The organism is Metabacillus rhizolycopersici, from assembly GCF_020075705.1.
This window is the reverse complement of record NZ_JAIQUM010000017.1, coordinates 54,915-78,732: the sequence shown is the minus strand read 5'-3', so window position 1 is coordinate 78,732 and position 23,818 is coordinate 54,915. Positions and strand designations below refer to the sequence as shown.

The 23,818-nt window shown below is 36.8% G+C and carries 21 protein-coding genes; all 21 read right to left on the bottom strand.

Going from position 1 to position 23,818, the window contains the following annotated elements; translation table 11 throughout:
• Nucleotides 1-179 precede the first annotated feature (179 nt).
• The 21 genes from K9V48_RS10305 to K9V48_RS10205 all read right to left on the bottom strand — a co-directional run bounded on the left by K9V48_RS10305 (nt 180) and on the right by K9V48_RS10205 (nt 23,817).
• The gene (locus K9V48_RS10305; protein ID WP_224138915.1) at nt 180-1,751 is read right to left on the bottom strand and encodes a SagB family peptide dehydrogenase; all 1,572 of its coding nucleotides are present in this window, start codon (nt 1,749-1,751) and stop codon (nt 180-182) included.
• Between the two features lie 23 nt (nt 1,752-1,774).
• Nucleotides 1,775-3,715 (bottom strand): TOMM precursor leader peptide-binding protein, encoded by a 1,941-nt coding sequence (locus K9V48_RS10300; RefSeq protein WP_224138913.1) that lies wholly within the window; start codon nt 3,713-3,715, stop codon nt 1,775-1,777.
• On the bottom strand, nt 3,712-5,667 hold the full coding sequence (locus K9V48_RS10295) for a putative thiazole-containing bacteriocin maturation protein (RefSeq protein WP_224138911.1): 1,956 nt from the start codon (nt 5,665-5,667) through the stop codon (nt 3,712-3,714). The genes K9V48_RS10300 and K9V48_RS10295 overlap by 4 nt, the downstream gene beginning before the upstream one ends.
• A gap of 173 nt (nt 5,668-5,840) precedes the next feature.
• Entirely contained in the window at nt 5,841-6,155 is a 315-nt protein-coding gene (locus K9V48_RS10290; RefSeq protein ID WP_224138910.1) for a heterocycloanthracin/sonorensin family bacteriocin, read from the bottom strand.
• A gap of 708 nt (nt 6,156-6,863) precedes the next feature.
• Nucleotides 6,864-7,859, bottom strand: coding sequence for an acetyl-CoA carboxylase carboxyl transferase subunit alpha (gene accA, locus K9V48_RS10285; protein WP_224138909.1), 996 nt, complete (start codon nt 7,857-7,859; stop codon nt 6,864-6,866).
• Nucleotides 7,859-8,713: an acetyl-CoA carboxylase, carboxyltransferase subunit beta gene (gene accD, locus K9V48_RS10280; RefSeq protein WP_224138907.1), complete on the bottom strand. Its 855-nt coding sequence runs from the start codon at nt 8,711-8,713 to the stop codon at nt 7,859-7,861. The genes accA and accD overlap by 1 nt, the downstream gene beginning before the upstream one ends.
• 290 nt (nt 8,714-9,003) lie before the next feature.
• The gene (accC, locus tag K9V48_RS10275; RefSeq protein ID WP_224138905.1) at nt 9,004-10,350 is read right to left on the bottom strand and encodes an acetyl-CoA carboxylase biotin carboxylase subunit; all 1,347 of its coding nucleotides are present in this window, start codon (nt 10,348-10,350) and stop codon (nt 9,004-9,006) included.
• Between the two features lie 12 nt (nt 10,351-10,362).
• Nucleotides 10,363-10,851 carry an acetyl-CoA carboxylase biotin carboxyl carrier protein gene (accB, locus tag K9V48_RS10270; protein ID WP_224138921.1) on the bottom strand — a complete coding sequence of 163 codons (489 nt, stop codon included), beginning with the start codon at nt 10,849-10,851 and terminating at the stop codon, nt 10,363-10,365.
• Nucleotides 10,852-11,226: 375 nt separating this feature from the next.
• On the bottom strand, nt 11,227-11,610 hold the full coding sequence (gene acpS, locus K9V48_RS10265) for a holo-ACP synthase (protein ID WP_224138904.1): 384 nt from the start codon (nt 11,608-11,610) through the stop codon (nt 11,227-11,229).
• An 18-nt stretch (nt 11,611-11,628) separates the two neighbouring features.
• On the bottom strand, nt 11,629-12,834 hold the full coding sequence (locus tag K9V48_RS10260) for an FAD-dependent monooxygenase (protein ID WP_224138902.1): 1,206 nt from the start codon (nt 12,832-12,834) through the stop codon (nt 11,629-11,631).
• A 4-nt stretch (nt 12,835-12,838) separates the two neighbouring features.
• A complete protein-coding gene (locus tag K9V48_RS10255; RefSeq protein WP_224138900.1) occupies nt 12,839-13,318 on the bottom strand; it encodes a 3-hydroxyacyl-ACP dehydratase FabZ family protein in 480 nt (159 codons plus the stop codon).
• A gap of 16 nt (nt 13,319-13,334) precedes the next feature.
• Nucleotides 13,335-14,117 carry an enoyl-CoA hydratase/isomerase family protein gene (locus K9V48_RS10250; protein WP_224138898.1) on the bottom strand — a complete coding sequence of 261 codons (783 nt, stop codon included), beginning with the start codon at nt 14,115-14,117 and terminating at the stop codon, nt 13,335-13,337.
• Between the two features lie 10 nt (nt 14,118-14,127).
• Nucleotides 14,128-15,624: a phytoene desaturase family protein gene (locus K9V48_RS10245; RefSeq protein ID WP_224138897.1), complete on the bottom strand. Its 1,497-nt coding sequence runs from the start codon at nt 15,622-15,624 to the stop codon at nt 14,128-14,130.
• 1 nt (nt 15,625) lies between these two features.
• Nucleotides 15,626-16,390 carry a 2-oxo acid dehydrogenase subunit E2 gene (locus tag K9V48_RS10240; RefSeq protein ID WP_224138895.1) on the bottom strand — a complete coding sequence of 255 codons (765 nt, stop codon included), beginning with the start codon at nt 16,388-16,390 and terminating at the stop codon, nt 15,626-15,628.
• A complete protein-coding gene (locus tag K9V48_RS10235) occupies nt 16,383-16,619 on the bottom strand; it encodes an acyl carrier protein (protein ID WP_224138893.1) in 237 nt (78 codons plus the stop codon). Before K9V48_RS10235 ends, K9V48_RS10240 begins: the two co-directional genes overlap by 8 nt.
• Nucleotides 16,616-18,505: an HAD-IIIC family phosphatase gene (locus K9V48_RS10230; protein ID WP_224138891.1), complete on the bottom strand. Its 1,890-nt coding sequence runs from the start codon at nt 18,503-18,505 to the stop codon at nt 16,616-16,618. The genes K9V48_RS10235 and K9V48_RS10230 overlap by 4 nt, the downstream gene beginning before the upstream one ends.
• 12 nt (nt 18,506-18,517) lie before the next feature.
• The gene (locus K9V48_RS10225; protein ID WP_224138890.1) at nt 18,518-19,567 is read right to left on the bottom strand and encodes a ketoacyl-ACP synthase III; all 1,050 of its coding nucleotides are present in this window, start codon (nt 19,565-19,567) and stop codon (nt 18,518-18,520) included.
• A gap of 13 nt (nt 19,568-19,580) precedes the next feature.
• Nucleotides 19,581-20,324 (bottom strand): SDR family NAD(P)-dependent oxidoreductase, encoded by a 744-nt coding sequence (locus K9V48_RS10220; protein ID WP_224138888.1) that lies wholly within the window; start codon nt 20,322-20,324, stop codon nt 19,581-19,583.
• A 12-nt stretch (nt 20,325-20,336) separates the two neighbouring features.
• A complete protein-coding gene (locus K9V48_RS10215) occupies nt 20,337-21,080 on the bottom strand; it encodes an SDR family NAD(P)-dependent oxidoreductase (RefSeq protein ID WP_224138886.1) in 744 nt (247 codons plus the stop codon).
• A 99-nt stretch (nt 21,081-21,179) separates the two neighbouring features.
• The gene (locus K9V48_RS10210; protein ID WP_224138884.1) at nt 21,180-21,461 is read right to left on the bottom strand and encodes a phosphopantetheine-binding protein; all 282 of its coding nucleotides are present in this window, start codon (nt 21,459-21,461) and stop codon (nt 21,180-21,182) included.
• A 55-nt stretch (nt 21,462-21,516) separates the two neighbouring features.
• Nucleotides 21,517-23,817: a beta-ketoacyl-[acyl-carrier-protein] synthase family protein gene (locus tag K9V48_RS10205; RefSeq protein ID WP_224138882.1), complete on the bottom strand. Its 2,301-nt coding sequence runs from the start codon at nt 23,815-23,817 to the stop codon at nt 21,517-21,519.
• Nucleotide 23,818 lies beyond the last annotated feature (1 nt).

Here is a 23,818-nt window from a genome sequence, read left to right as displayed (position 1 = left end):
ATAAAGCGAGACTTCCATCAGTGGGGGTTTTCCTTATCCCCCACTGATGGATAGCGAGACTTATCGGGCTTTTACGGGCAGTTATCCCCCACCTTCGCCTCTTTGTGATTCACTCAAGCTTAGAGGTGGGGGTATTACTGCCCGTTAATGCGGGATAAAAATCGTTTTGCGCCCCATACTTAACTTTGCAGGCTCCCCACTAACCAAGGGCGGGGCCTATAGGGACCAATTGGGACTTGGATTAGGCTGGTTTTTCCTTGATGATCCATCTTGTAGATTTCATCACACAAGTTTGCGTCAAACCCGAGTAATGGGTGTCCGCCCAAATCAAGGGCTGACGCCGTTAACAGTAATCGTTGCACGAGCATACCAGCTTCCATTTGTTGAATTCGATATCCTCTATACCCAAGTTCCGAGATGAAGTGATCTTTACCCCCTGCCACATGAAAGCAGAGCGGCACCTGAAACAAATTTACATTACTGATAGACATTCCAGATTGCAAACTGAGTCGATGATCACCAAGATCTATCTGTCGTAACACATGTTCAGCACTTTCATAATGATATGCACCGTCTGGTATGCCCTCAACATTATTCAAACAACCATATAGTGAGACACGGGACTCGTGCTCCTCCTGTGCTTCATCCAAATCATTTCGATAAAAGAACGCAGACGTTGCTTCCCGTAGCAGAATGGCTAGCTGCGCTTGACTCACCTTTCCAAAAACGAAATCCATATCTGGTGAAAATCGTTTTTGACAAACCGCCGTCAGATCATAGGATAACCGCTTCACTCGTGGGAGAGTTACCACTTGATTCTTACATTTCAACGTCTCCCTCTCTTTTATTCGCCGAAACGATTGCGTTGATTCGAGTATGGACGCTTCATTCATCTTCTTTAACAACGGAAATGGTTTGGTTTTCTGTGATCGGACATAGTGATTCGTTTGAATCGCTTGTAACTCTTGGCACAACTCAATAGCAGAAACAAGCTCATCTCTGCCGCCCCCATTAGAAAACCACCTTGTCGGTTCAACTGTTAACGGGATAACAGCATACACACTTTCCTCATCTTCGGTTAGGCCAAGTAAATGGTTGATTGCCCGGTCTAGATATTGGAAGTAAACCCCAGATGCAAAACCAAATCGTTTGGCTACTTCTAGTAACTGTCCAATCAGCACACCAGCATCTAACCCCTGAAGACGGTAGGCAAAGTTATGATATTTATAAAAGTTTTTCCAAAACATCGTCGACACAAAAACAGTCCCAAAACAAGCGGACATATCACAGCGATGACCAAGAGCTCGGGCTAGATACGAATCGAAATTACCTTCTCTCAAGAATACCAAGCGGTGGTGTGCCACATCATAATGATACACCCCTACAGGCAGATTCTCGATCTTCAAGTACACATACAATTCGCTTGGATACAACGCTCCACCGGAAGGAACAAACCTTCGATACGACTGCATGAGTTCTGGTACTTGGTCCATGGATGGAAAGGCTGACTGAGATAGTTGAGACAGGCCGAAGACGTACCAGAGAAAATAACTAATTCTCCGGAGGTTAGGACGTTCTGGTACTTCCCATTCTTTTAGCGTCAGCGGTACCTCCAAAGATAATGGAACAACAGGCAAGCCACGATAGAGCTTATACGGAAGCGGCGCATCTTCCCAATCCACTTCCCAGTCCGTTGGGCTTACTTTGTCGATGTCAAAATGTAGATTGTGCAGATATGACTCAAGATTCATCCTCCACCCCTCCTCGTTACTACTTATGGAAATGGATGTGGATGTGTATTGAGCTGTTCAACTGTTAGCGGCTGCTCTCGATATCCAAGTTCCATTGGCACTCGCAGCACCCGCGCAAGCCCTGATATCCTCGTAAGATGATGTCCAAAAGTCATTGGCAACATCCCCGGAATCAGTACTTTCACGCAATACAGACCATTTCGTTTCGTTTCCGATGTCGATTGATCCACTACAATCACATCGAGATTCAGTTGTCGAAACTTTTGAAGAATGTCCTTTAGATCATCAGTCAGATTTGCATGAGTCGACTTCCACTTGAATTCCTCAGCAAACGATCGCAACGGACGCTTATCATCCAGTAAAAACTGTAGGCGTTCTTCCGCTTGTGGCAAACCGTACAGCATGCCATGATCATCCATTTTCTTCACTAAGGAGGAATCACGTAGCATTCGTTCAAACTTCTCCTTCTCCGACTCAAATTTCTCATCTAACGTCATCATCATCGCAGCCAACTCATGGATTGTACTTTTTACCGCCCGTACTGGATCAAGGTGTGCTCCGGCAGCACAGATAATATTCAGCCCCTTCTTTTTCCTATTTTTTGCTATTGCCCAAACGCTTGGAATTCCGTGCTCCATCGTCGAGTTATAAAAGTGCAGATCATATCCTCCCACTGCACGGACACGGTCGATCATCAGCTGCAATTCTTGATCGTTCGCTGAAGCAGGATCAAGACGTGGAAGGGAAAGCTCTGCATACCAAGCCATTAAGAACGAATCACGTTCTACCACTTCCAAAATACCGTAGAAAATAGCTTCCTCCAAACTCCCTCCCAATGCGCAGCCGTTTGAGGTTTCATAAACAAATCCTTGTCCGCACCCCAAGCTATAATAGGCGAGCAACTCAGGAACCAAAATAGGTCGCTCTTGCAAAAATGAATAGCCCCATACCCAATTTATCGGACGCTCTGGATTAAACTGTTCAAACGGAAAACCAGGACTAGCATACTGTTCCTTTGCATGCACTCCTACTTTCAGAGGATCAAGCGCTAGATCTTTCAAATTACGGAAACTATCATAAACCACAGTCCGTTTCCCACGAGGAGCCATCCCACAGGAGCGCTCCAAGCCCTCCAATATAGCAGTTAACTCGCTTAAAGCGTATGAATGAGTCCTCCCTGCTACTCCCTCGTCTCCTGAGAATAACGGCAAATTTACACCTACATCTGCAAAGGGAGGTACAAGATCGTACATTTTCCCATTAAAAATACCCGTCCGTTGATCCAAATAGTCTTTAACGAGAACTTGATTTAAATCATCCATCGAACGGCAGCGATAACTCCCTTCTATTTTCGGACTTGATTTTAGTGAAATTTGGGCTGCAGTCGGTGAATCTTCAGGTAATTGACTACAAACTGAACATAACGGATCAGGCAAAAACGGATGCCATGAACTCTTTAATGTTTTTAGATTAACGAAAAATACCCGTCCATCTAAATGTATCTCATCATCTTGCAATATCCTCTGGACCTCATCCTTAAGTAGATAAGAGATTTGCAAAAGTCCCGAACGCGATGCCCACGCATCACGCGACATTCCCCCGTCCACCGCTAGCTTCTGGCCAATTTCCCACATCTCTTTACGGTCGCGTCCAGCCATGTGTTGGCGCATGTCAGCACATCGTGAGCACCCTTTTTTATCAGAACGAACTAACGGCCCAACCACACCTTCACCAAATGAGACGAAGCCACGTAACCAAGGAATGCCGGTTGGACGTAACACCTCTTCCGCCTTTTGATGAACAGAAGGATTCCAGGTATCATGTAACACGAGAACTAAATCAGTAGCCTCATGTACTCCTTCCGCAAAATCAGGTTGACGAACTACCTGGTATTCGACTGACACTTCTTCACACACGTAGTCCGCTAACAATCCTTCTCCGATAACTGCTACGACTGCACTCACCTAGCTCCCTCCTCCCGTAAGACTACACCATACACACCGACAAATTCCTTTGTCAAAAATGGTTCCCATTCTAGTTCGAATACCAAAAGTCTCCTACGATTCCGTTCCAAAACTTGTAGTGTGGATTGGAGAACCTCGGATTGTGAAGTCTCTTCACTTGAAGAGATCACAAGACTTTGAGAATCCCTTTCGACCAAAACCACGGACGAAGCCACTAACGCCTGCCTAGCCTGACCTTTTCCATTTATTAACGCTTGTTGTAATGCATTTTGCATGGCCATTGTTGTATTCAACCCTACACTGCCATACCAGCGATCATTCGTACCGACCCATACGACTGGAAAACCGGAAATTCCCTTTCCAAATCCTATGGTTGGCGCACCCTCTAACGTAGTCAGTGCTTGTAAATAATACTGACAACGAATATCTTCTATATCATTTACCTGCACCTTGGTGACGACATTGATCTGATCGACCTGTTGTTTGCGCAGTTCTTCCGTTAAACACTTTTGCAAACCGCGGCAAACACCTTCAGCAACTGTTTCTCCCGCTCCGACACCAACAAATTCCTGCGATTCACCGATCCTTTTCTCGGCTTTCTCTTGTGGAGGAAGAGTCGTAACGAACACATCAATCATTCGCGACACATAGGCTTCAATCCCTGATAACCCCGCTTCTTTGCGTGCCTTCTCATGTGTCAATTCTGAACAGACAATGCTCGGTAACAGCTCAGCGGGTCCCTGCGATAACGGATCAACTGACTGAACGCGGCACTGCGCTAATGGTAACTGCTTTAGATCCTCTTCCTCTAAAATATGAAAAATACCTGATTCCGCTGATGTCAATTGGCTAAAGTACAGAAGCAACCCGCTCGGTTCTCCGCTACTTGAGCTCTGTTTGATTTTATTATTAATATCTTGAGACCATTTTGCTGTCGTACGTCCAGTTACGAGCGGATGAGGCATAAACGGATGCCAATTTCCTTCCAACGTATTTAGATCAAGCAAGAAGATTTGATTCCGTTGCACTGAATCATCAGTAACACTCGTCACTTTTTTAAACAATTCAAACACGATTAGATTAGCCAACATTGCACAAGCTGTAGAAGTGACATTGTGTAGTTGCTCGTCATGATCAAATACAGTTTGGTGTAGACTACGCCACGCAGACTCAAAACATCCATCAGAATCTGGATGTACCAAAGGACCCGCCAAACCCACATTGTGCAGACAGATAGCAGGGAGAAACGACTTTTTCTCTTCCCTACAAATCTTATGAAGTGCTCGTAGTTCCTCTAGATCACCTTCCTGCGACACATACAAAATTGAATCGAACGACTGCACAATCTCCCGCAAACAACTTTCATCCTTCTTTTCCGGGATGACTTCCTCTATCGTAACCTCAGGGTCAGCTTTACGGGCATGTACCACCAATTCTTCTAACCTCAGCCGATTTGTCGGTACGGATTCCGTGATTAGTACATGGAACTTAGGCAATCCAGATTCAATCAACGAAGAAACCAATGAGACAAATATGGAACCAGAGCCGATTGCCAATACTTTTGCTTGACGATATGTTTGAAAACGGTACGCACCAGACTCACCGAAACTTTCTATAAACTCAATTTGAGATGCATACTTTTCAAGAACCTGATCCGCCAATTGATGAGAACAATCCCCGCTTACATCCCGAACAAATCCGTTTTGATATAGTACTTCTGCAATTTCATACACACGATCTCGATAGGGAGTAGGTAGTCCTTTAGTTAAATTTTCCAACGTGTACTCCCCATTGAACATTGGTATTAGCTTATTAACCCACTGATCGATCGTGCTGCCTTTCATGTGGAACGAACTTACATTATTTCGAAAATACACACCGCTGTTCGGATCAGGGAGAAAAAAAGTGTCCCTTTTCACCTTCAGACGCATAGAAGGTTTCAAATTTGTCATACTGCTCCTCCTTATCCGTTAGCTGTCCTCAAATCTAATAGCTTCATTTTCCATTTCCACTATCATCCTATGTACTGTAATTTGTCTCTTATGTCTAATCTTTCAGAGAAAAACCCCTGCAACTCATGCAAGGGTTTTTCTCTATAGGGTATTTCATTTGAAAACGAGAAATATCAACCGCCGCAACGTCCCCCGCCACAACGACCGCCACAATTACCACCACAACGACCACCACAGTTACCACCACAACGACCACCACAGTTACCGCCGCAACGACCACCACAGTTACCGCCGCAATGGAAGCAATTAGAGCAACGAAAACAATTAAAGCAGTTAAAACAATTGAAACAGCTAAAACATCGAAAAAAACCTCCGACTAGTAGGCGTTCCTGATCCATGTAATATTGGTTTGGATCCCAAGGAGTAGCCGCACTCGCTTGAAAATCGCCAACATTCAACATTTGAAGTTCATTCTGGAAATTATTCATTTTACTTACCTCCGTATTTTCATTCACAAAATTTTACAGCACACCAAAAAAGCGCAGAGCGAAAACAACTGTATTTCAAGACATTCAATCATAACGACGAACACTCTCCTCAACAAATTATGAACCCTGCTTGGGTATTGTTACTAATTCGAATACCTATTTTATTCGATTTTTAAAAGGGTGCCTCCCCCTAGGTGTAAGGAGAGAAGAAATAGTTGGTTGGATGAACCGAGGAAATAATAAACTTTCATATGGAGCCTAATACTAATGATGATTGAATTTGTAGTAGTCATATACGCTCCTCTACAATGCCTGCTACTCTAAATTCTCGATTAACGCGCATTTAAGCACGATTTAATTGGGCTGTAAAAGAACAAATCATAGTACAAAACCCCATCAGTGATGGTAAAAAGGGAAGTGAGGATGTTCGAATAAACACATTTTCTAATGAGGGAAGTAAAGAAATACTCTCCTATCTTGGGAAAAAACGAAGAGTAGCTTCATTTATGCCGTTAAAAAATATACAGCATTTCTAACTTTTATTGGAAGAGGGATACGGATTGTTGAACTTTCAAATTTGTGTTGGAATGATATAAACTTTGAGAGAGGATAGACTTTAAACCTGTAGTGCAGGAGTCTATAAAAAATAATTCTCTAAAGCATAACATTTATACTTTGAGAATTATTTTAGGATGACATGAAAGACAATTAATTTACTACTAGTTCTTTTACTTTTCGTTTAAAATCTTCCTTAATAGAAAAATGACCTATTTGTTTATATTTTTCATATCGTTTTTTCATTAAATCATTTCTCTCTAACCACTTCAGCTCTGCTAGTGATTTTCTTAGCACTTCTCTAATCTCTTTTGCTTGCGCTGTTAAATTAGAATGGGCCCCACCTTTTACTTCTGGTATTAGTTCATCAACAATACCTAATTCTTTTAAATCATAAGCTGTGATTTTCATAGTTTCAGCTGCAAGTTGAGCTTTGGAAGCATCTTTCCATAAAAGAGCTGCAGCACCTTCAGGTGAAATAACAGAATATGTTGAGTTTTCAAGCATATGCAGGTGGTTACATACTCCTAAACCTAATGCTCCGCCACTCCCACCTTCACCAATAACTATGCTAATAACAGGGACAGTTAATGATGCCATTTCAAATAAATTATTTGCAATTGCTTGACTTTGCCCTCGTTCTTCTGCAGCCTTTCCAGGATAAGCACCTTTTGTGTCGATAAATGTTATTATAGGACGTTGAAACTTTTCTGCTTGTTTCATTAACCGAAGCGCTTTTCTATAACCTTCTGGATGAGGCATTCCAAAGTTTCTGTAAATATTTTCTTTTGTATCCTTTCCGCGCTGATGACCAATGATAGTCACTGGTTGATCTTCAAATCTGCAAATGCCCCCAACAATAGCTGGATCATCTCCATAAGTACGATCACCGTGCATCTCAAGAAAATCAGTAAACAACTCTTGAATATAATCAAGAGAAGTCGGACGGTTAGGATGCCTTGAAACCTGTACACGGTCCCAAGATGTCAATTGTTTATAAATCTTTTTCTCTAATTGTTGTAATTTATGTTCTAATTTATTAACTTCATCGGATAAATCAATTTCTTTTGAGCTCATAAACTCTTTTAAATCTGATATTTTATCTTTTAATTCAATAATGGGACCTTCAAAATCTAAAAAGTTTTTCACTATATCATCCCTCCCTGATGAAGACTGAGAATCGATCCTAATGTGTCACGCATTTTGTCCCTGGTTAATATATTATCTAATTGACCATGCTTTAATAGAAATTCCGCTGTTTGAAAATCCTCTGGTAACTCTTCACGTATCGTTTGTTCAATTATTCTTCTTCCCGCAAAACCAATTAGAGCACCGGGTTCTGCAAAGTTATAGTCCCCTAAGGAAGCGAAACTTGCCGATACGCCACCAGTCGTTGGAGTTGTCATGACTGAAATAAATAAGTTACCTGACAAATCTAGCATCTTTGCAGCAGAACTTGTTTTTGCCATCTGCATTAAACTGAGGATTCCTTCCTGCATTCTGGCTCCTCCACTAGCTGTAAAAATAATAAAAGGGGATCCCTTTTCTGTAGCTCTTTCTATAGCCCTTGTAATCTTTTCTCCTACTACAGATCCCATACTTCCCATACGGAATCTAGTGTCCATTACTGCTATTACTGTATCATGCCCTTTTATTTTTCCTTCACCAGTCAATACTGCTTCGTTAAGGTTTGTCTTTTTCTGATCTATTTTTATCTTTTTCGTATACTGGGGAAAATCTAGAGGATTATTAGAAACCATTTGTTCATCGTATTCTTTAAAACTATCTTTATCTAAGATAAGTTCAAGTCGTTCTGGAGCACTCATTTGAAAATAATATTGACAAATTGAACAAACTTTTAAACTCTTAATTAGTTCTTTCGTATACAGAATCTTTTTACACTTTGGACATTTGGTAATTAACCCATCAGGTACATCCAATTTTGCTTCTCTGGATGGCACAGTTGCATATTTGTTCTTTTGTGAAAAAATTCCTTTAATCATCAGCTTTCCTCCCAGTGCCAACCAATTAATAGACCATGTACCCTTTCTTTTATTTACTATTAACCTTTGACACAATATACTGTACAAATAATGTTGTTATGATTAAAACGATAGGTAATATACCCAAGTGAAATTTCACACTTTTTGTAGATGATAAGATGGAAACCAAAATAAAATCAAAATAAATATGATTATTGCAATTTAATTTTATAGATTTAAGATTAAATAACTTGTTACACTTTAGGCACGTTATCGAAAGATTAATTTATCAAAATAGATAGATATCTTTATCAATTTAAATCGTAAAGATCTAAAAACTTCGTATTAAACTCACCCGATATAAACGTATCGTGATTCAAAAGTTTCATATGGAAGGGGATCGTAGTATTCACACCAGTTATTAGAAATTCACTTAACGCTCTTTTCATACGGTCAATCGCTTCTTCTCTACTTTCTCCATGTGTTATGACTTTTGCTACCATAGAGTCATAATAGGGCGAAATAGTACAACCCGAATAGACAGCAGAATCAACCCGAACTCCAAACCCTCCTGGTGGTAGATATGCTTCTACAGTTCCAGGTGATGGCATGAAATTTCTTTCAGGATTTTCTGCGTTGATCCTACATTCCATCGCCCAACCATTAAAAGTTACATCCTCTTGGGAATACCGTAGTTTTCCTCCCGAGGCAATACGAATCTGTTCTTTCACAATGTCTATACCAGTCAACATTTCGGTAACAGGATGTTCGACTTGAATACGTGTGTTCATTTCCATAAAATAAAACTCTTTATCTTTCAAGTCATAAATAAATTCAATTGTGCCAGCCCCTGAATAGTTAGCAGCTTTGGCTGCTTTTACTGCTACTTCAGTTATTTTTTCTCGAGTTTCACTATCAATACCAGGAGAGGGTGATTCTTCTAAAAGTTTTTGAAGTCTTCGCTGTATTGTACAATCCCTTTCCCCTAAATGAATGACGTTTCCATAATTATCAGCTAATATTTGAACTTCAATGTGCCGAAAATCAATAATATATTTTTCTAAATACACATTTGGATTCCCAAAAGCTGCTTCAGCTTCTTGTTGAGTAATTCTAATTCCGTCTCTTAACTCTTGTTGGTTTCGAGCGATTCGAATACCTTTACCTCCGCCTCCAGCTGTAGCTTTAATAATGACGGGATATCCAATATCTTCAGCTATTTTGATTCCTTCATCGACGTCATTAATGGTTCCTTCTGATCCCAAAGTTATGGGTACTTCAGCATCAATCATTGTTTTTCTGGCTATGTCTTTAGCTCCCATTTTTCTAATCGTCTGAGCAGTAGGTCCAACAAAAGTAATATTACATTCCTTGCAAAGCTCAGCAAATTCAGCATTCTCTGCTAAAAAACCATACCCTGGATGAATTGCATTACATTCTGTTAACTTTGCTATACTCATCAAATTAATGGTGTTCAAATAACTATCTTTTGCTGAAGCTGGACCGATACAGTGAGCTTCATCTGCCATTTGTACATGAAGAGCTTCTCTATCTGATTCTGAAAATACAGCGACAGTTTTAATTCCCATTTCTCTTGCTGATCTAATAATCCGAACGGCAATCTCACCACGGTTAGCAATAAGTAACTTTCTAATCAACTAAAACCACCTCTACTTCTTATTTACTAAAAACAACGTCTGTCCGTATTCAACTAGCTCTCCGTTCCCAACTAGGATCTCCACTACTTCTCCTCTTACATCTGACTCAATTTCATTGAATAGTTTCATAGCTTCTACTATACACACAGCTGAACCCTCATTTATTTCCTTTCCAATTTCCACATAAGGTTCTGCATCAGGAGATGATGAATCGTAGAAAGTGCCAACCATGGGTGATTTTATTTCATGTAAATTCTCTGTAAGCTTTTCAACATTTTCCTGATTTGATTCGTTAACTTGGGCATGCGGAATGGAGTAGTCCTCTTGAATCATTTTATTATTAGATACAGAACCTTCTGAAACCTTTCTAACAAATTGTAGGTCGTCATTCAAATTTTTTTTTAATAATAGTTTCATATCTTCTTTGTTATATTCCAATTCACCTATGGAAGATTGATCAAGTGCCTTTATTAACTTTTGAATCTCAGCAATATCCATTATTTTTCTCCTTTCAAACTCCCCAATTTACGTACAGAAATGGCGTCATACTATTTTGAACCTAATGTAGCTTCCTTTAAGTCTTATAAAGAACTTTTTCTATACTCTTTACATTTATTTTTTTAGTCTTAACTTAAACTCCATATTAAGTTTGATCACCTTAAAAGTATTTTGATTAACAAGACTCTACAAGTGAAACATCTCCACCTCTTGAATTTTTATATGAATGGCTCTTCAAAAAGGTAGAGATGTCTTATCATTGTTTCATACAGTTTGAAATAACTATCTTTAAATTAAGAGAAAACAAGACGGATTGCGTTTTCTTTCTGTTTTATTACCTGAAAAATTCTATCTATAATATTAATTCAAATCATACCGCTAATTCTCATCTAATATGACGATTGATGAAGCTGTTGTCCGTGTATGCGTAATACTTACATGTATCTTTATTCCAAGAGGAAGGACCTTCAACGTTTTTTCTGAAAGAAGAAAAACAGGCTTTGCGTTTTGGCCGGATAATATTTCACCGTCTTTAAAGCTAAATGTCTCACAAACACCTGTTCCAATGGCCTTAGACATAGATTCCTTAGCGCTGAATCTCCCAGCTAACCATTCCATTTTTCTCTTTTTTTGCTTTATTTGATTGAATTGTTCTTTTTCGGATTCTGTCAGTATTTGATTGATTAAGATTTCGGGCCTTTTGTCATATATTGCTTCAATCCTGCTAATTTCAACGGAATCTACTCCAATACCGTAGATCATCTTATCCTTCTCCTCCTTTTATATCTCTAAAGCAATACCATACTGGACTGGACTCATCATGCGATACTTAAGCGGGTTGCTGTCGATTAGCTTCATGCTTGTTTTTCTTTCATTACATTCTTCATCTGTTCTTGCACCTAATCTTTTTTCTTGCTCTTCCTGAAATTTAGCTACAAAAGACACATTTTTTTGTCTTTTCTCCTCAAATTCAATAAAAGCTTCACTTTTTAGAGAAAAATCTTCTTCTTTTTGAGATTGAAGTGCTTTTTCAATATATGGCGCTAATTCTACTGCATCTTGCATGGCTACATTTACACCTTGTCCTAAAACTGGCGATAAAGTATGAGCCGCATCACCAATTAAAATTAGTCCATCTCTAGACCATTTAGGAACATGAGTTGAAAAAATCTCTAGAAACGTTGTATCTTTCCAATCTTTTATATGTTCATTGATCGTATCTTCTAACTTAGGTTCTATTGCTATGACTCTTTGCTTAAAATGTTCTAAACCAAGAGTACGGGCTGCAGAAAGGCCATCTTTTTCCACATAAGTTCCAATTCTCAATAAATCTGGATACGTTGGCAAAATGATTAAATGATCGTCACGATCAACTTTAATAATATTTGCATCCACCCACCCTTGAGGTTTAGGAACTTTCAGCCAAACTAAGTCACGTTGATAGCCTTCTTTTTTAAAGTTCAGGCGAGACAATTTTCGAATTGTACTGAATCTTCCGTCCGCACCAACGACTAAACGACATTTCACTTCGAAACTTTCAGACCCTTTTTTACATTTGATACCAGTTACTTCCCCTGACGAATTCTCAATTAAATCTACACAACTCGTATCATTTAGGTACAAAAAGTTTTTATACTGACTAGCTTCATTTAAGATAGTATTCAAAATTGTAGGCTGTGGAATATCAATCCCATATTTCTGTTCATGCTCGAAATTATGAAAATCGATATTTAGTAATTGGTCATCTTTATCATACATAATTAGCTGCTGTACTTTTAAATACGCATCGCTTGGAATTTTGTCGAGAATTCCTAAACGTTTTAAAATGTGTACAGAACCAGGTGCAATCGTTTCTCCTCGAAAATCTCTTTTTAAACTTGCACTCTTTTCAATAACCAGTACATCTACTCCTGATTTTGCTAATAAAAAACCAAGTAATGCTCCTCCTGGGCCACTACCAACAATAACAACGTCTTTATCGTACATGTCATCACTCCTCAGTTTTTGGAAGATAGAATACTAATTCCCCTTTAGCCACTTTTCCACCATTATCATGAAAGGTAATACTTGAACTAGCTGTAAAGTAATTCCCTACATTTTCTGTCAGTTTCACTTTGATTTTTAGAGAATCACCTGGTTTCGCTTGATTATAAAAAGTAAATTTATTTGCCTTAACCAGATAGCCAAGTTGCTTAGACTCTGATTCATCTTCAAAATTAAATTCATTTTGGATGAACGTAGTAAGGATAAGACTTGCCTGCGCCGCCATTTCAATCATTAAAACTCCTGGAAGGACAGGATTTTTTGGAAAATGGCCCAAAAAGTACGGTTCATTATGAGCTAGTAGTTTTAAGCAAGTGATTTCTTCTTTACTAACTTCGACAATTTTATCAATAAATAAGAATGGAGGTTCTTGTAATAAAACTTGATCTGGAGTAATGTTTACTTTTTCTAACATTGCAATTGACATTATGCTTAACTCCTTTTCAAATGATAGAATAGTCTAAAATTGACCTTAACCTTTTAACAACTTCTTTGTTTTTAAAACTATCACGCAACGCTTTACTTTCTATCTCAAGCTGCTTTTCGAGACCATTTTGGAATGATTGTTTTACTAATTGTTTTGTCATCTGAATAGCTGTGAAATCATCTTCATTTATTTTTTCACAAAATGTTTCGATATGGCTCTTCATTTCTTTATTTGTTGAAAATACCTCATTAAATAAGCCCCAATCCTTTGCATCCCAAGCTGTAAACAGATCACCTGATAATATAATGGACATTGTCCTTGTCATACCGATGAGTCGAGGAAGAAAATAACTGCTGCTTAGATCAGATGTAACGCCCATTTTGTGGAAATTTTCAATGAATTTCGTACGCTCTACCGCTACACGATAGTCACATCCTAAAAATACATTTAATCCTCCACCATAGGCATAACCATTAAATCCTACAATCGTGATTTTAGGAGAATAATAGATTTGAGTGATTAATTCATTTAGATTTTCTACTATATTCTTTAATTCTTCATCGTTTTGATTTTCAGCTATTTCAAGCAAACCTGGCAACGATGGGCCGCTTGAAAAGAAAGCTCGATGTTCACTAAGGAAAACAATCGTTTTAATAGATGAACTATTATTTGCTTTTTTTACTTCTTCTAATAATGATGTTGTAAGAGCCACATCTAAGCTATTTTTGGTTTCTTTAGAATCTAAATAAATATAAGCCGTCGCAGTGTCATCATTTAATACCGTTTTAATGCAACTCATTATCTCTCTCCTAAACACCGACTTTTGTTTTTGTTAATTTTTCAAGAAGCTTATAGCTTGATAAAAGTACTGATACAACTCCACCGCCCGCATCTGTCCATTGCCCAGAGAGGTATAATCCTTCAATTGGCGTTTCATGCTGAGGTCTAGCAGTCATTTGTTGCATATTTTGTTCCCAGCCATAAATCGCGCCATTGCTATTATTTGTATACCTCTCCATTGTTGTAGGCGAACCTGATTCGACAAAATCAATATGCTTCGATAAATTTGGTATAACTGCTTCAGCCATGTTAATTAGCTTATCTTGATATTGATCTTTGACATCTTTCCAATCCGTCCCGATGTCATATGGAACTAAAGTCGTAATGACAGAAGTATGCTTTCCTTCTGGAGCTAGTGTTTTATCAACTAATGTCGGAGTCGTAATCCCAATCCCGCTTATACCGTCAACACCTAACTCTTTAAGATTTTGATGTTTATTAAAGAATTCATCATAATTATAATCGGTATACAAGAAAGTCTCGTGAGCCAAATCAAGCTCTTCTAATGGATAATCTACTCCCAAAAACACTTCGAAAGCTGAAATAGAGTAACTTAAGCGAGCGATCCGCTTCTTATAGCGTGCGGAAAAAAATTCTTCCCCAACTAATTCATGCATCATTTTTGTTAAATCACCATTGCAGACGACAATTGGTGCTTCAACATACTCTCCAGTAGATAAATGAACACCCTTAACGCGTTTTCCTTCAACTTCGATTCTTTTGACTTCATTTCTTAAACAAACCTCTCCACCCAACTCATGGACACGGTCAACAAAAGCATCAGCAAGATTTTGGAAGCTACCTTTTAAATAGTAGATATCTTCTTTAAAATAGCTCATAAGGGCATAGGCAAAAAACATTGCACTTCCTTTTGTTGGCGGAGTTCCATAATAAACCCATAGGGCTGAAAAAGCATAGACAGCTTTCGGATCTTTTATGAAAGAAGCGACCATATCATGAAATGTCATTGTTCTATATCTCATAATGGTTTCATTTGATAACATTTTCATCGGGTCTCTCGATTGCAAAAGTTCCATTGTTGCTATATACAACTTTTCCATTTCACTAACTAATCTTCGAATATTCTCTTTTTCATGAGGGAAGATTCTACTGTATGTTTCTACTAAGCCTTGTGTGGTGCGCGGAACAGTAAAATTTTGATCTGGATAATAGACCGAAAAAATTTCATCTATTCGTTGGAAATCTAACTTATCTCCCAGCCCAGCTTTCTTTAAAAGCTCATATAATAAGCCCTCTTCTTTTGCTCCTGCAACAATCCTTACTGCTGAATCAAACGTATATTTTTTTCGACGGAATGAATGGGCATATCCGCCAGCTCGATTATGGCGCTCTACCACTAATACTGAGTATCCCTCTTGTGCTAAGAATACAGCTGCACCTAACCCTCCCATTCCGGAACCAACAACAATAACATCATATTTGTCTTTTTTGGGACGCTTCGCCAATTTAATTCCCCCAATTTTCCAATTGATTTTTTATTCCTGTTAAAATGTCAGCTGCAAGTGCTCCATCGATTGCTCTATGATCAAAAGTTAAACATATTGGCATTATTGGTCGAATTTCAATGGTATTGTTTATTACTTTTGTCTTTTCTTCAATAGCCCCTATACCAAAACATAATGTAGCAGAAGTTATAGGATAGAAATGTTTTATTGGTCTATGTCCTAATGAAGTTATCGTAAAAGTTCCTTGAATGGTATGGCGCTTTTTTAAATCACCAACTGTTTTTTTATAAATCATATTTCCTAGCCACGTAGGCAGAGAGTGTAGTTTTTGAATTGGTTGAAACTCGTCTACCTCTTGGAATGTTGAGTTTTTGTAGTACTCTAAATCTTCCTGAATCTCTTCAAGCGATTTATGATCACTGTTTATTACTTTACCTGCAAGAACGACTCTCTCATTATCAATGGTTTTATCAAGTGTAAACTTTGCAATAATGTCCTCGTAAAAAGCAATTTTAGGAAACAAAGACCCTTTTACAGCCGAATTTGCTTTTGGATATTTTCTTAGCACTTCCGAAATACCTTTAATAATAAAAGCGATATAACTAATTTTGATTTTCTTTTCAGTAACTAAGTTTTTTCTAACCTTTTGAATGTTGTAAAAATCTACATCTATACTCAAATAAACTGGACTAAATTCTTTTGCATGATCTAAAAAATGATACGTGTGTTTTCTTTGTTTAGGAAAATGTAAGATTTCATTACTCATTACTCATTTCCTCAATTAATGCCCTAAGTTCTTCAACTGTTTGGACTTTAGAATACTGCTCCATGCTTAACCGCACATGAAATTCATCTTCGATATGAGTGAGAATACGTAAACTATTGACAGAATCCCAATTCTCAAAATCAGATAGCTTCATATTAAAATTAAGATCTTGTTCCTCTATTTCTAAAATGTCAGCAAGCAGTTCTGCCAGGGTGCTAGTTACAATCATTTTACGACCTCCTCTTGTGAGTTCAATTGAATCCAAGGTACTTCTTTCAATTTAAATTCATCTAGATCATACACAAAACTTAGTTTGCTAGATTGTTCATTTACCGCTTCAAATCCATAGTTTATATAAAGGTCTTTTACGATATGATTCTTTTTAGAAGGGATATAATATCCAACAACTTTATCAACATTCTCAAACTTAGCTCTAGTAAATAGATAATTTAATACGGCTGTTTCAATGCCTCTGGAAAAAACACGGCAACTCATGATAAAATTATTAATATTCCAAATTTTCTGATTATTAATTGTGCTTTCTTCAATGAATACTGTCCCAACAATTCCATTGTCACCAAATTTATCAGCTGCACTAAACCCGAATAACGGCGTTTTGGGATTATGAATCATAGCTTTAACATCTGCTTCTTGTAACCTCTGTGTTGTCATATTAAATTGATTCGTTCTTTGAGTTAGTTGGGTCAAACGCGGAATTGTAAAATCACTTGGTTGAACAATTTCAACACGAATATCAAGTGCATGCAGATAATCTTCTATTGAATTGGAAGATTTTCTTAATGATTCTGTTTTAACAATTTGTTGATATTTTTCTTTTCTTGAATAGTCTTCTTTTGTTAGTGAGATCGTATTAAACCAACCTTTATTTAGCAGCTCCAATGTATAATAAGATGGATCCTTAGGCATTTCTGGAACCTTAACATCTGGTAAGTATTTTTTTACCATTTCTCGTTCGAATGGACTGTCATCTATGAAAACGAAGCTGTTCATACCAATATTTAATTCACTCTGTATACTCTTTAAATTTTCATGCTTTGGTACCCAATTCGCACAAATTTTTACGAAATCTTCTTCTTTCAAAACTGAATGAGGATGTTTACTAAAAACTTCTTCGGCATTTGACCATTCATTTTTACTATTAATCGTTAATAAGATTCCTTGCTTACCTAAATTTTGTATAACTTTTTGAAAATCAAAGAAAATGTTGCCCGGTTTATCGTCTGGACCCAAATCAATGCCATGTAAACCAGCGTCTCCAATAATTCCACCCCAGAGCGTATTATCTAGGTCTAATACAAGACATTTTTTTTGTAATCCTAGAATTGATCGACTTAACTTATTCACTTCTTCCGCAATGGCACTTAATAACTCCTGAGAAAAGCTCATGGATCCGTAATAATGCATCTTATTGTCTCGCATAAAAACATCGGATTCCTGATAAAGTAAATCAATATCTAAAACGATTAATTGTTCATAATTATCCATTAAAGAAAGCAAGTGACTGTTAAAATCCCTCCAAATTCGACTTAAATTTGCCTTCGTTCGATAATCAATAATATTTTGGTGTGTAAGTTTATTTAGCGGAATCGTATTTAATATAAATAAGCCTTTATTGTGCTGCACAAAGTTCTCAATTAAACTTTCCATTTCAGATAGTTTAAAATTTATCGTCGCTTCCACCTGCGCAAGGTCAGTAATAGAAGTTACTTCATTAAAAATAATCTCTTCGTTTAGCAAACAAATGGTAATATCAGAATTCGACTTGTATAGTTGACTATCTTTATTTATTAATTCATATACATACTGGTTAAACGGGCTCACATAAAAATCAGGAAAGATGTTGTCTTTAAACGATTCAAATCTTAAGTACGTAGCAAGGTCATCTGCGTTAAAATTACTTAAAAGACCAACCTTTACTTCATGAAAATTGGTAACGTCATGAAAGTTGATTTTCCGAAGTAAGTGACCTATTTTTTCTTTTGTTAAGATTGATTGAATTCCTTGGAACGAACTCAGCATATTTGAAAATGTTTCTTGGTCTGGAACATCTTTAACTACGTTTTTTATTTGCTTTACCAACTCTCTCTCATTCATAAGAACCACCCTTTACATATATTGTAAAACGATTCCAGTTTTAATCCACTTTGATGATTCAATAGCGACGCCGACTACTTTTTCATTTAATTTTACTTTTTCTCTCAGCTTAGCTAACTGAACATAGGGTAAAGCATTCCCATTATTTCCAGTCTCTTTAACACAATTAGTTGTTTTATCATGGTCTAAATCTGCAAAGTCAATAATTTTTTTCGTCATATTCCACCCTAATTGTGGAGGTAAAAAATGATGAACTTTATCTTTTCCCCAATTATTTTCTTCTAATAGCGTGTTAAACATTTCTTTAGTTAGTGTAGGAACATGTTCTTCTATTGCTTTGTAATCTTCTTTTGCTGCTGGATACTTTGACGATATTTGTCTTGAAGACATTCCTTGAACATCTGAAGGTATACTTCCTATCCAATTCATAATTTGTGCTGGCTCACGATTTAATCCTTCGAATTTATTGGAAATTTGAACGAGCTTAAAACCAGGTTCTTCTGTATTCTTAGTTAGAATAGCAGCACCAGCACCATCTCCAAATAATGCATAATTAATTAATTCTGAAGAACGAAGCTTATGAAAGTCTCGGTTTAGATCCAAATATTTGTTACATACATCTCCACCAACAACTAATGCATTTTTGTAATGATTAGCTTTTAGAAATTGTTGGGCAACGTCCAATCCTTGTAATGCACCAGAACAACCAGCTTGAATTTGGTACGTCGGGATTCCTTGTAGACCAAGTCTGTCAGCTAGAAGGTTTACCGTAGCGGGCATTAGATGATCTGGAGTAGCTGTTGATAAAATAATGAGATCAATCTCCTCTAATGATTCTAACGGAGATTTTTCAAATGCATCCAAAGCAGCTTTTTCACATAAATCTATAAGATCATACTCAACCGTTTTTTCTTGAAAGTTTACTGCGAAATGTCTTGTTTCATTTCCAATCATGGATTCAATCCAATCTTCTCGTATACCAAGGACGTCTTCCATCTCTTTATTTGTAATCTGTTTACCAGGTAAGAATGTTCCTAAGCTGACAATTTTTATATCAGTCAATTTATATTCCTCCTTAAATAACAGTCTCAATGCCTGCTCCAATATGGATATTTTCTCCACCAATTGTTGAAACTGGCGGTTCAACAAGAATATTTAATGCAGGGATTAATTCTTGTAACTTTAGTAATCTAGGTCTTAGTGCAAATATTTCAAGCTTTTTTTTCAGCTCTTTTTTTGTTACTGAATCAAATTCATTATCATAATATCCAAAGGTTATAGCATTAACATTTAATTTAAATGCCGACAATTCACTTGACATACATTTCATTAATGAGATTTTCCCGCCATTTAATATAGGAGAACTTGGATAATTCATGTGATACAGAACATCAAAAATAAGTGGAAAAATGATTTTCCCTTCTTTAGACTTAATCATTCTTGAAGTAATCACTCGATTAAAGAGATAAATAGTTCCAAAGATTTTCTCTATCGATTGTTCTAATCCAACAGGATCCTCTAGAAAGTACTTTGTCTCATCTAGCATTTCATTGCCATGAATTAAGATATCTATTTGACCAAAGCGATCTGAAATTATGTCAATATCCTTTTCTAGCGACTGAAAATCTATTTTATCGTTACTAATTAACATGTAATTATCAGAGGAAATTCCTAATTGGACTATTTTATTTTCATAATCTTTTAATACGTCTTCATTTTCAAAATAAAAAATTACTTTATAATTTCGTTTTAAATAATACTCACCTATTAATTGATTAAGTTGATGTTGGCAATTTGTTATAAGCATAATTTTAGACAAATGATCTCCCCCTTATCTTAAAAATCCTCCGTCTAACTTAAATACTGTGCTCGCAAAATATGAATCTTCATCACCAGCCAAAAACATTACTGTATTGGCTACTTGTTTAGCCTTACCTAAAGAGTTTGTATTTGTATGATCTAAAAAGTTACTCAATTTATTTTCCGGAACATGTTGAATCATTTCCGTTTCAATCATTCCTGGGGCTACAGCATTTATTCTTAGTCCATAAGGGCTATACATTCTAGATAACATTCGAGTCAGCCCAATGATAGCTCCTTTAGAACAGCCATAATTGGTTTGTGCTTCTCTTCCATTTATAGCACTCACAGAAACCATATTAATAATGTTCCCACTGTTTTTTTCTACCATATGTGGTATTACTGCATGGCAAAAGTGGTAAGTACCACCAAAGTTGGTTTGGATAACTTCATTCCAATCTTGTTCCTCAGTTTGAAATATAAAGTTATCTCGATTAATACCAGCATTATTCACGAGGATATCAATTTTCCCGTATCGATTTATCACATCTTGAACCGTCTTTTGTACAAATTCCATATCATTAACTGGACCTTTATAAAAAGTAATTTCGTGTCCATCTCTACTGAGCTCATCTTGTATTTTTTTTGCAGTTTCCTCACTTCTTGCGTAAATCCCAATTACTTTTGTTCCATTCGCAGCTAATTGACTGGCGATTTCCTTGCCAATTCCCCTCGTAGCTCCTGTCACAATAGCGACCTTATCTTTTAATGTCATTATCTTCCCTCCTTCAATCTCCCGAATAGTTCCTTGATACTAAATAATATAAGTGAGTAACAGTAAAGCCTGACTATGCAGGCTTTACTGATTTTAAATTTATACGTTCAGCATCAATCTTTCATTAATATAGACAGCTAACGTTTCTACAGAGCTAAATGTCTTTTGGACTTCCTCTTCTGGAAGACCTTGCATTTTGATTTGGAACTCTTCTTCAACACCTGAAATAACGTCTAGTGCTTCTACAGAATCTAACCCTAACCCATCTCCAAATAAAGGCTCGTTATCATCAATTTCCTCTGCTGAAATATCTTCAAGCTCTAATCTTTCTACTAAAATTTTTTCCTTAATAATGTTTTTGATTTCTTCAATTTTCATCATTTAAATAGCCTCCTAATTTTTTTTAGTATTTATATTACTCTATAAAAAATAATTTCTAGCCAATTTTACTAACAACAACAGCTGAGTTATTACCATTTATAGAGGTACTAACAATAAGACCCTTCGTAAATTTAGTAACATCTTGATTAAAATAATGATTAACAGCATCAATGTTACCAACTTGTCCACTAAGCAACTCTGCTGCTGCATATAGATGATTTAGTGAACTCGTGGATTCTAAATATTCTTTGGCGTTAAAACAATGTTTTAAAACAGTATTTTTAGTATTTAACTCTTTAAACATATTTTCATAAATGGACATATCTCCTGGTAAACCGTTGGAGTTATAAAAAATGAAATCAATGTCTTCAATTTTTGAGTTTGAATGGTCTAAAGCCATATGAACTGCCCGTATTAAGCTACTAGCATCGGCTCCAAAGGTTAACCCTGCACCAGTAATTTCTGCAAAGCTTGTACCTCTATCAATTTGGTTAGAAAGCATCAGAAAACTACTACCTTCTGATATCCGATAGATGCTTTTATCTAATCCCAATGCATGATCAATTTGACTAGATAAATTAGAATGTTCATCACCTGCTCCCACTAAGCAATAGGAATGGATATTATTCTTAATGACTTCAAATCCATAGATAGCACTGAATAGTCCATCACTCCCCCCTGTACTAATAGAACTACTGAATCCTTGTAAATTTAATTTCTTAGATATTTTCCCAGCTACAGAATTCAAGACCATATCAGGAAAATAGATACTACTAGCAAATTCTGGACCCTTTTGGAGAATTGACTGAAAATATTTTTCAGAACTCTGTAGACTTCCTCTTGACGTACCATAAATAAGTCCAATATCCTCACTTCTCAATGGGAATTCCGTATTGGTATTCTTGAGCGCCTCATTTGCAGCGCCGATACTATATTGAGCCAAGGAATTCATACGTCTTTCGTACAAAGAACTATCATAATCTTTAAGATTAAAATCTAATTCCTGTGAGGTTTGACCTATATCAATTAAATATTCAATTAGACTATGTTGATTTTCTTTTGATAATGTAGTACAATTGCCTATACCAACTATATATACATTGTCATTTGTAGATTGTAACGAAATAGCGGTTTGATGCATCCTATCTTCCTGATCTACCCAGTTTTTTGACACGATAGAAGCATTATGACCTCCAAATGCTGAATTATTACATAAGAAATAGTTTGTTTTTTGTTCTTTCATTTCATTTGTTATAATGTAAGCTTTTTCGCAGCCATCTCGTTTTTCTTGAAAATTTATTGTGGCTGGCAGTAAGTTTTCTTTCATTGCCAGTAAAGTTGTCACGTATTCTATAGCTGCAGCAGCCCCCAAATTATGACCAAAATATGCTTTACTTGAACTGATCGGTATCTGTTTAAGTCTTTCAATTCCAAAGACTTGTTCTAAGCCCTTTAATTCAGCAGAATCATTGGCTTTTGTACCTGTTCCATGTGTATTAATGTAATCAATATCTTTTGTTTCAATAGATGCTTGTTTTATTGCACATTCAATAGCGTTTTTTATCCCTAATCCCTGCGGATGGGGTGCTGTTTCGTGATATGCATCACTGCTTAATCCGTAACCACACACTTCTGCATAGATTGTTGCATTTCTAGACAAAGCACTTTCAATGGTTTCTAATACTACGAATGCTGCTCCTTCTCCCAAGCTTAAACCAAAAGCATTACTATATGGTGAACAAGGGTCCGAGTTTAAAGCCCTTAATGCATTAAATCCAGCATAGACTGATAATGACATTGAATCTGAGCCACCAGCAATCATAACATCTGCATAGCCTTTTCGAATCATATCAAACCCAAATCCGATAGCATTACCACTTGCAGCACAAGCTGTATTAATAGTATTTACTGGTCCACCTAATTGGAAATATTGCGCAACGTGATCACTTTGATTAAAAAACGGATACTTTTTTGTCTGCTTTTGATCCAAAGATTCAATTGTTCCTTGCTCTTCTAAAGAGTTAACTCCTCCATTACAAGTTCCTAATGCAAGACCAATTTTACTAGAGGAAGTATAATTTAAAACTCCACTTTCATCTAAAGCTTCTTTTATTGAGATCATCGCATATTGTGCACAACGATCATATTCATCAATTTCTTTCTGGGTAAAATAATCTTTAGGATTATACTTTTTAATTTCGGCTCCAATCTTACTTATGAACTTATCAGTATTAAATCGTTGAATCTTATCTATGCCTGATTGACCTTTTTTCATCTGCTCGAGATTTTCTTTCTTATTATGGCCTAATGAAGATATGATACCGATTCCAGTAATAACAACTTTTTTAGAACTCAAA

Coding starts and splice junctions, on each gene's coding strand:
- K9V48_RS10305 (WP_224138915.1), bottom strand. CDS start 1,751: ATGAATCTTGAGTCATATCTGCACAATCTACATTTTGACATCGACAAA.
- K9V48_RS10295 (WP_224138911.1), bottom strand. CDS start 5,667: ATGACAAATTTGAAACCTTCTATGCGTCTGAAGGTGAAAAGGGACACT.
- K9V48_RS10290 (WP_224138910.1), bottom strand. CDS start 6,155: ATGAATAATTTCCAGAATGAACTTCAAATGTTGAATGTTGGCGATTTT.
- accD (WP_224138907.1), bottom strand. CDS start 8,713: ATGATTAAAGGAATTTTTTCACAAAAGAACAAATATGCAACTGTGCCA.
- acpS (WP_224138904.1), bottom strand. CDS start 11,610: ATGATCTACGGTATTGGAGTAGATTCCGTTGAAATTAGCAGGATTGAA.
- K9V48_RS10260 (WP_224138902.1), bottom strand. CDS start 12,834: ATGTACGATAAAGACGTTGTTATTGTTGGTAGTGGCCCAGGAGGAGCA.
- K9V48_RS10255 (WP_224138900.1), bottom strand. CDS start 13,318: ATGTCAATTGCAATGTTAGAAAAAGTAAACATTACTCCAGATCAAGTT.
- K9V48_RS10250 (WP_224138898.1), bottom strand. CDS start 14,117: ATGAGTTGCATTAAAACGGTATTAAATGATGACACTGCGACGGCTTAT.
- K9V48_RS10240 (WP_224138895.1), bottom strand. CDS start 16,390: ATGAGTAATGAAATCTTACATTTTCCTAAACAAAGAAAACACACGTAT.
- K9V48_RS10235 (WP_224138893.1), bottom strand. CDS start 16,619: ATGATTGTAACTAGCACCCTGGCAGAACTGCTTGCTGACATTTTAGAA.
- K9V48_RS10230 (WP_224138891.1), bottom strand. CDS start 18,505: ATGAATGAGAGAGAGTTGGTAAAGCAAATAAAAAACGTAGTTAAAGAT.
- K9V48_RS10215 (WP_224138886.1), bottom strand. CDS start 21,080: ATGACATTAAAAGATAAGGTCGCTATTGTGACAGGAGCTACGAGGGGA.
- K9V48_RS10210 (WP_224138884.1), bottom strand. CDS start 21,461: ATGATGAAAATTGAAGAAATCAAAAACATTATTAAGGAAAAAATTTTA.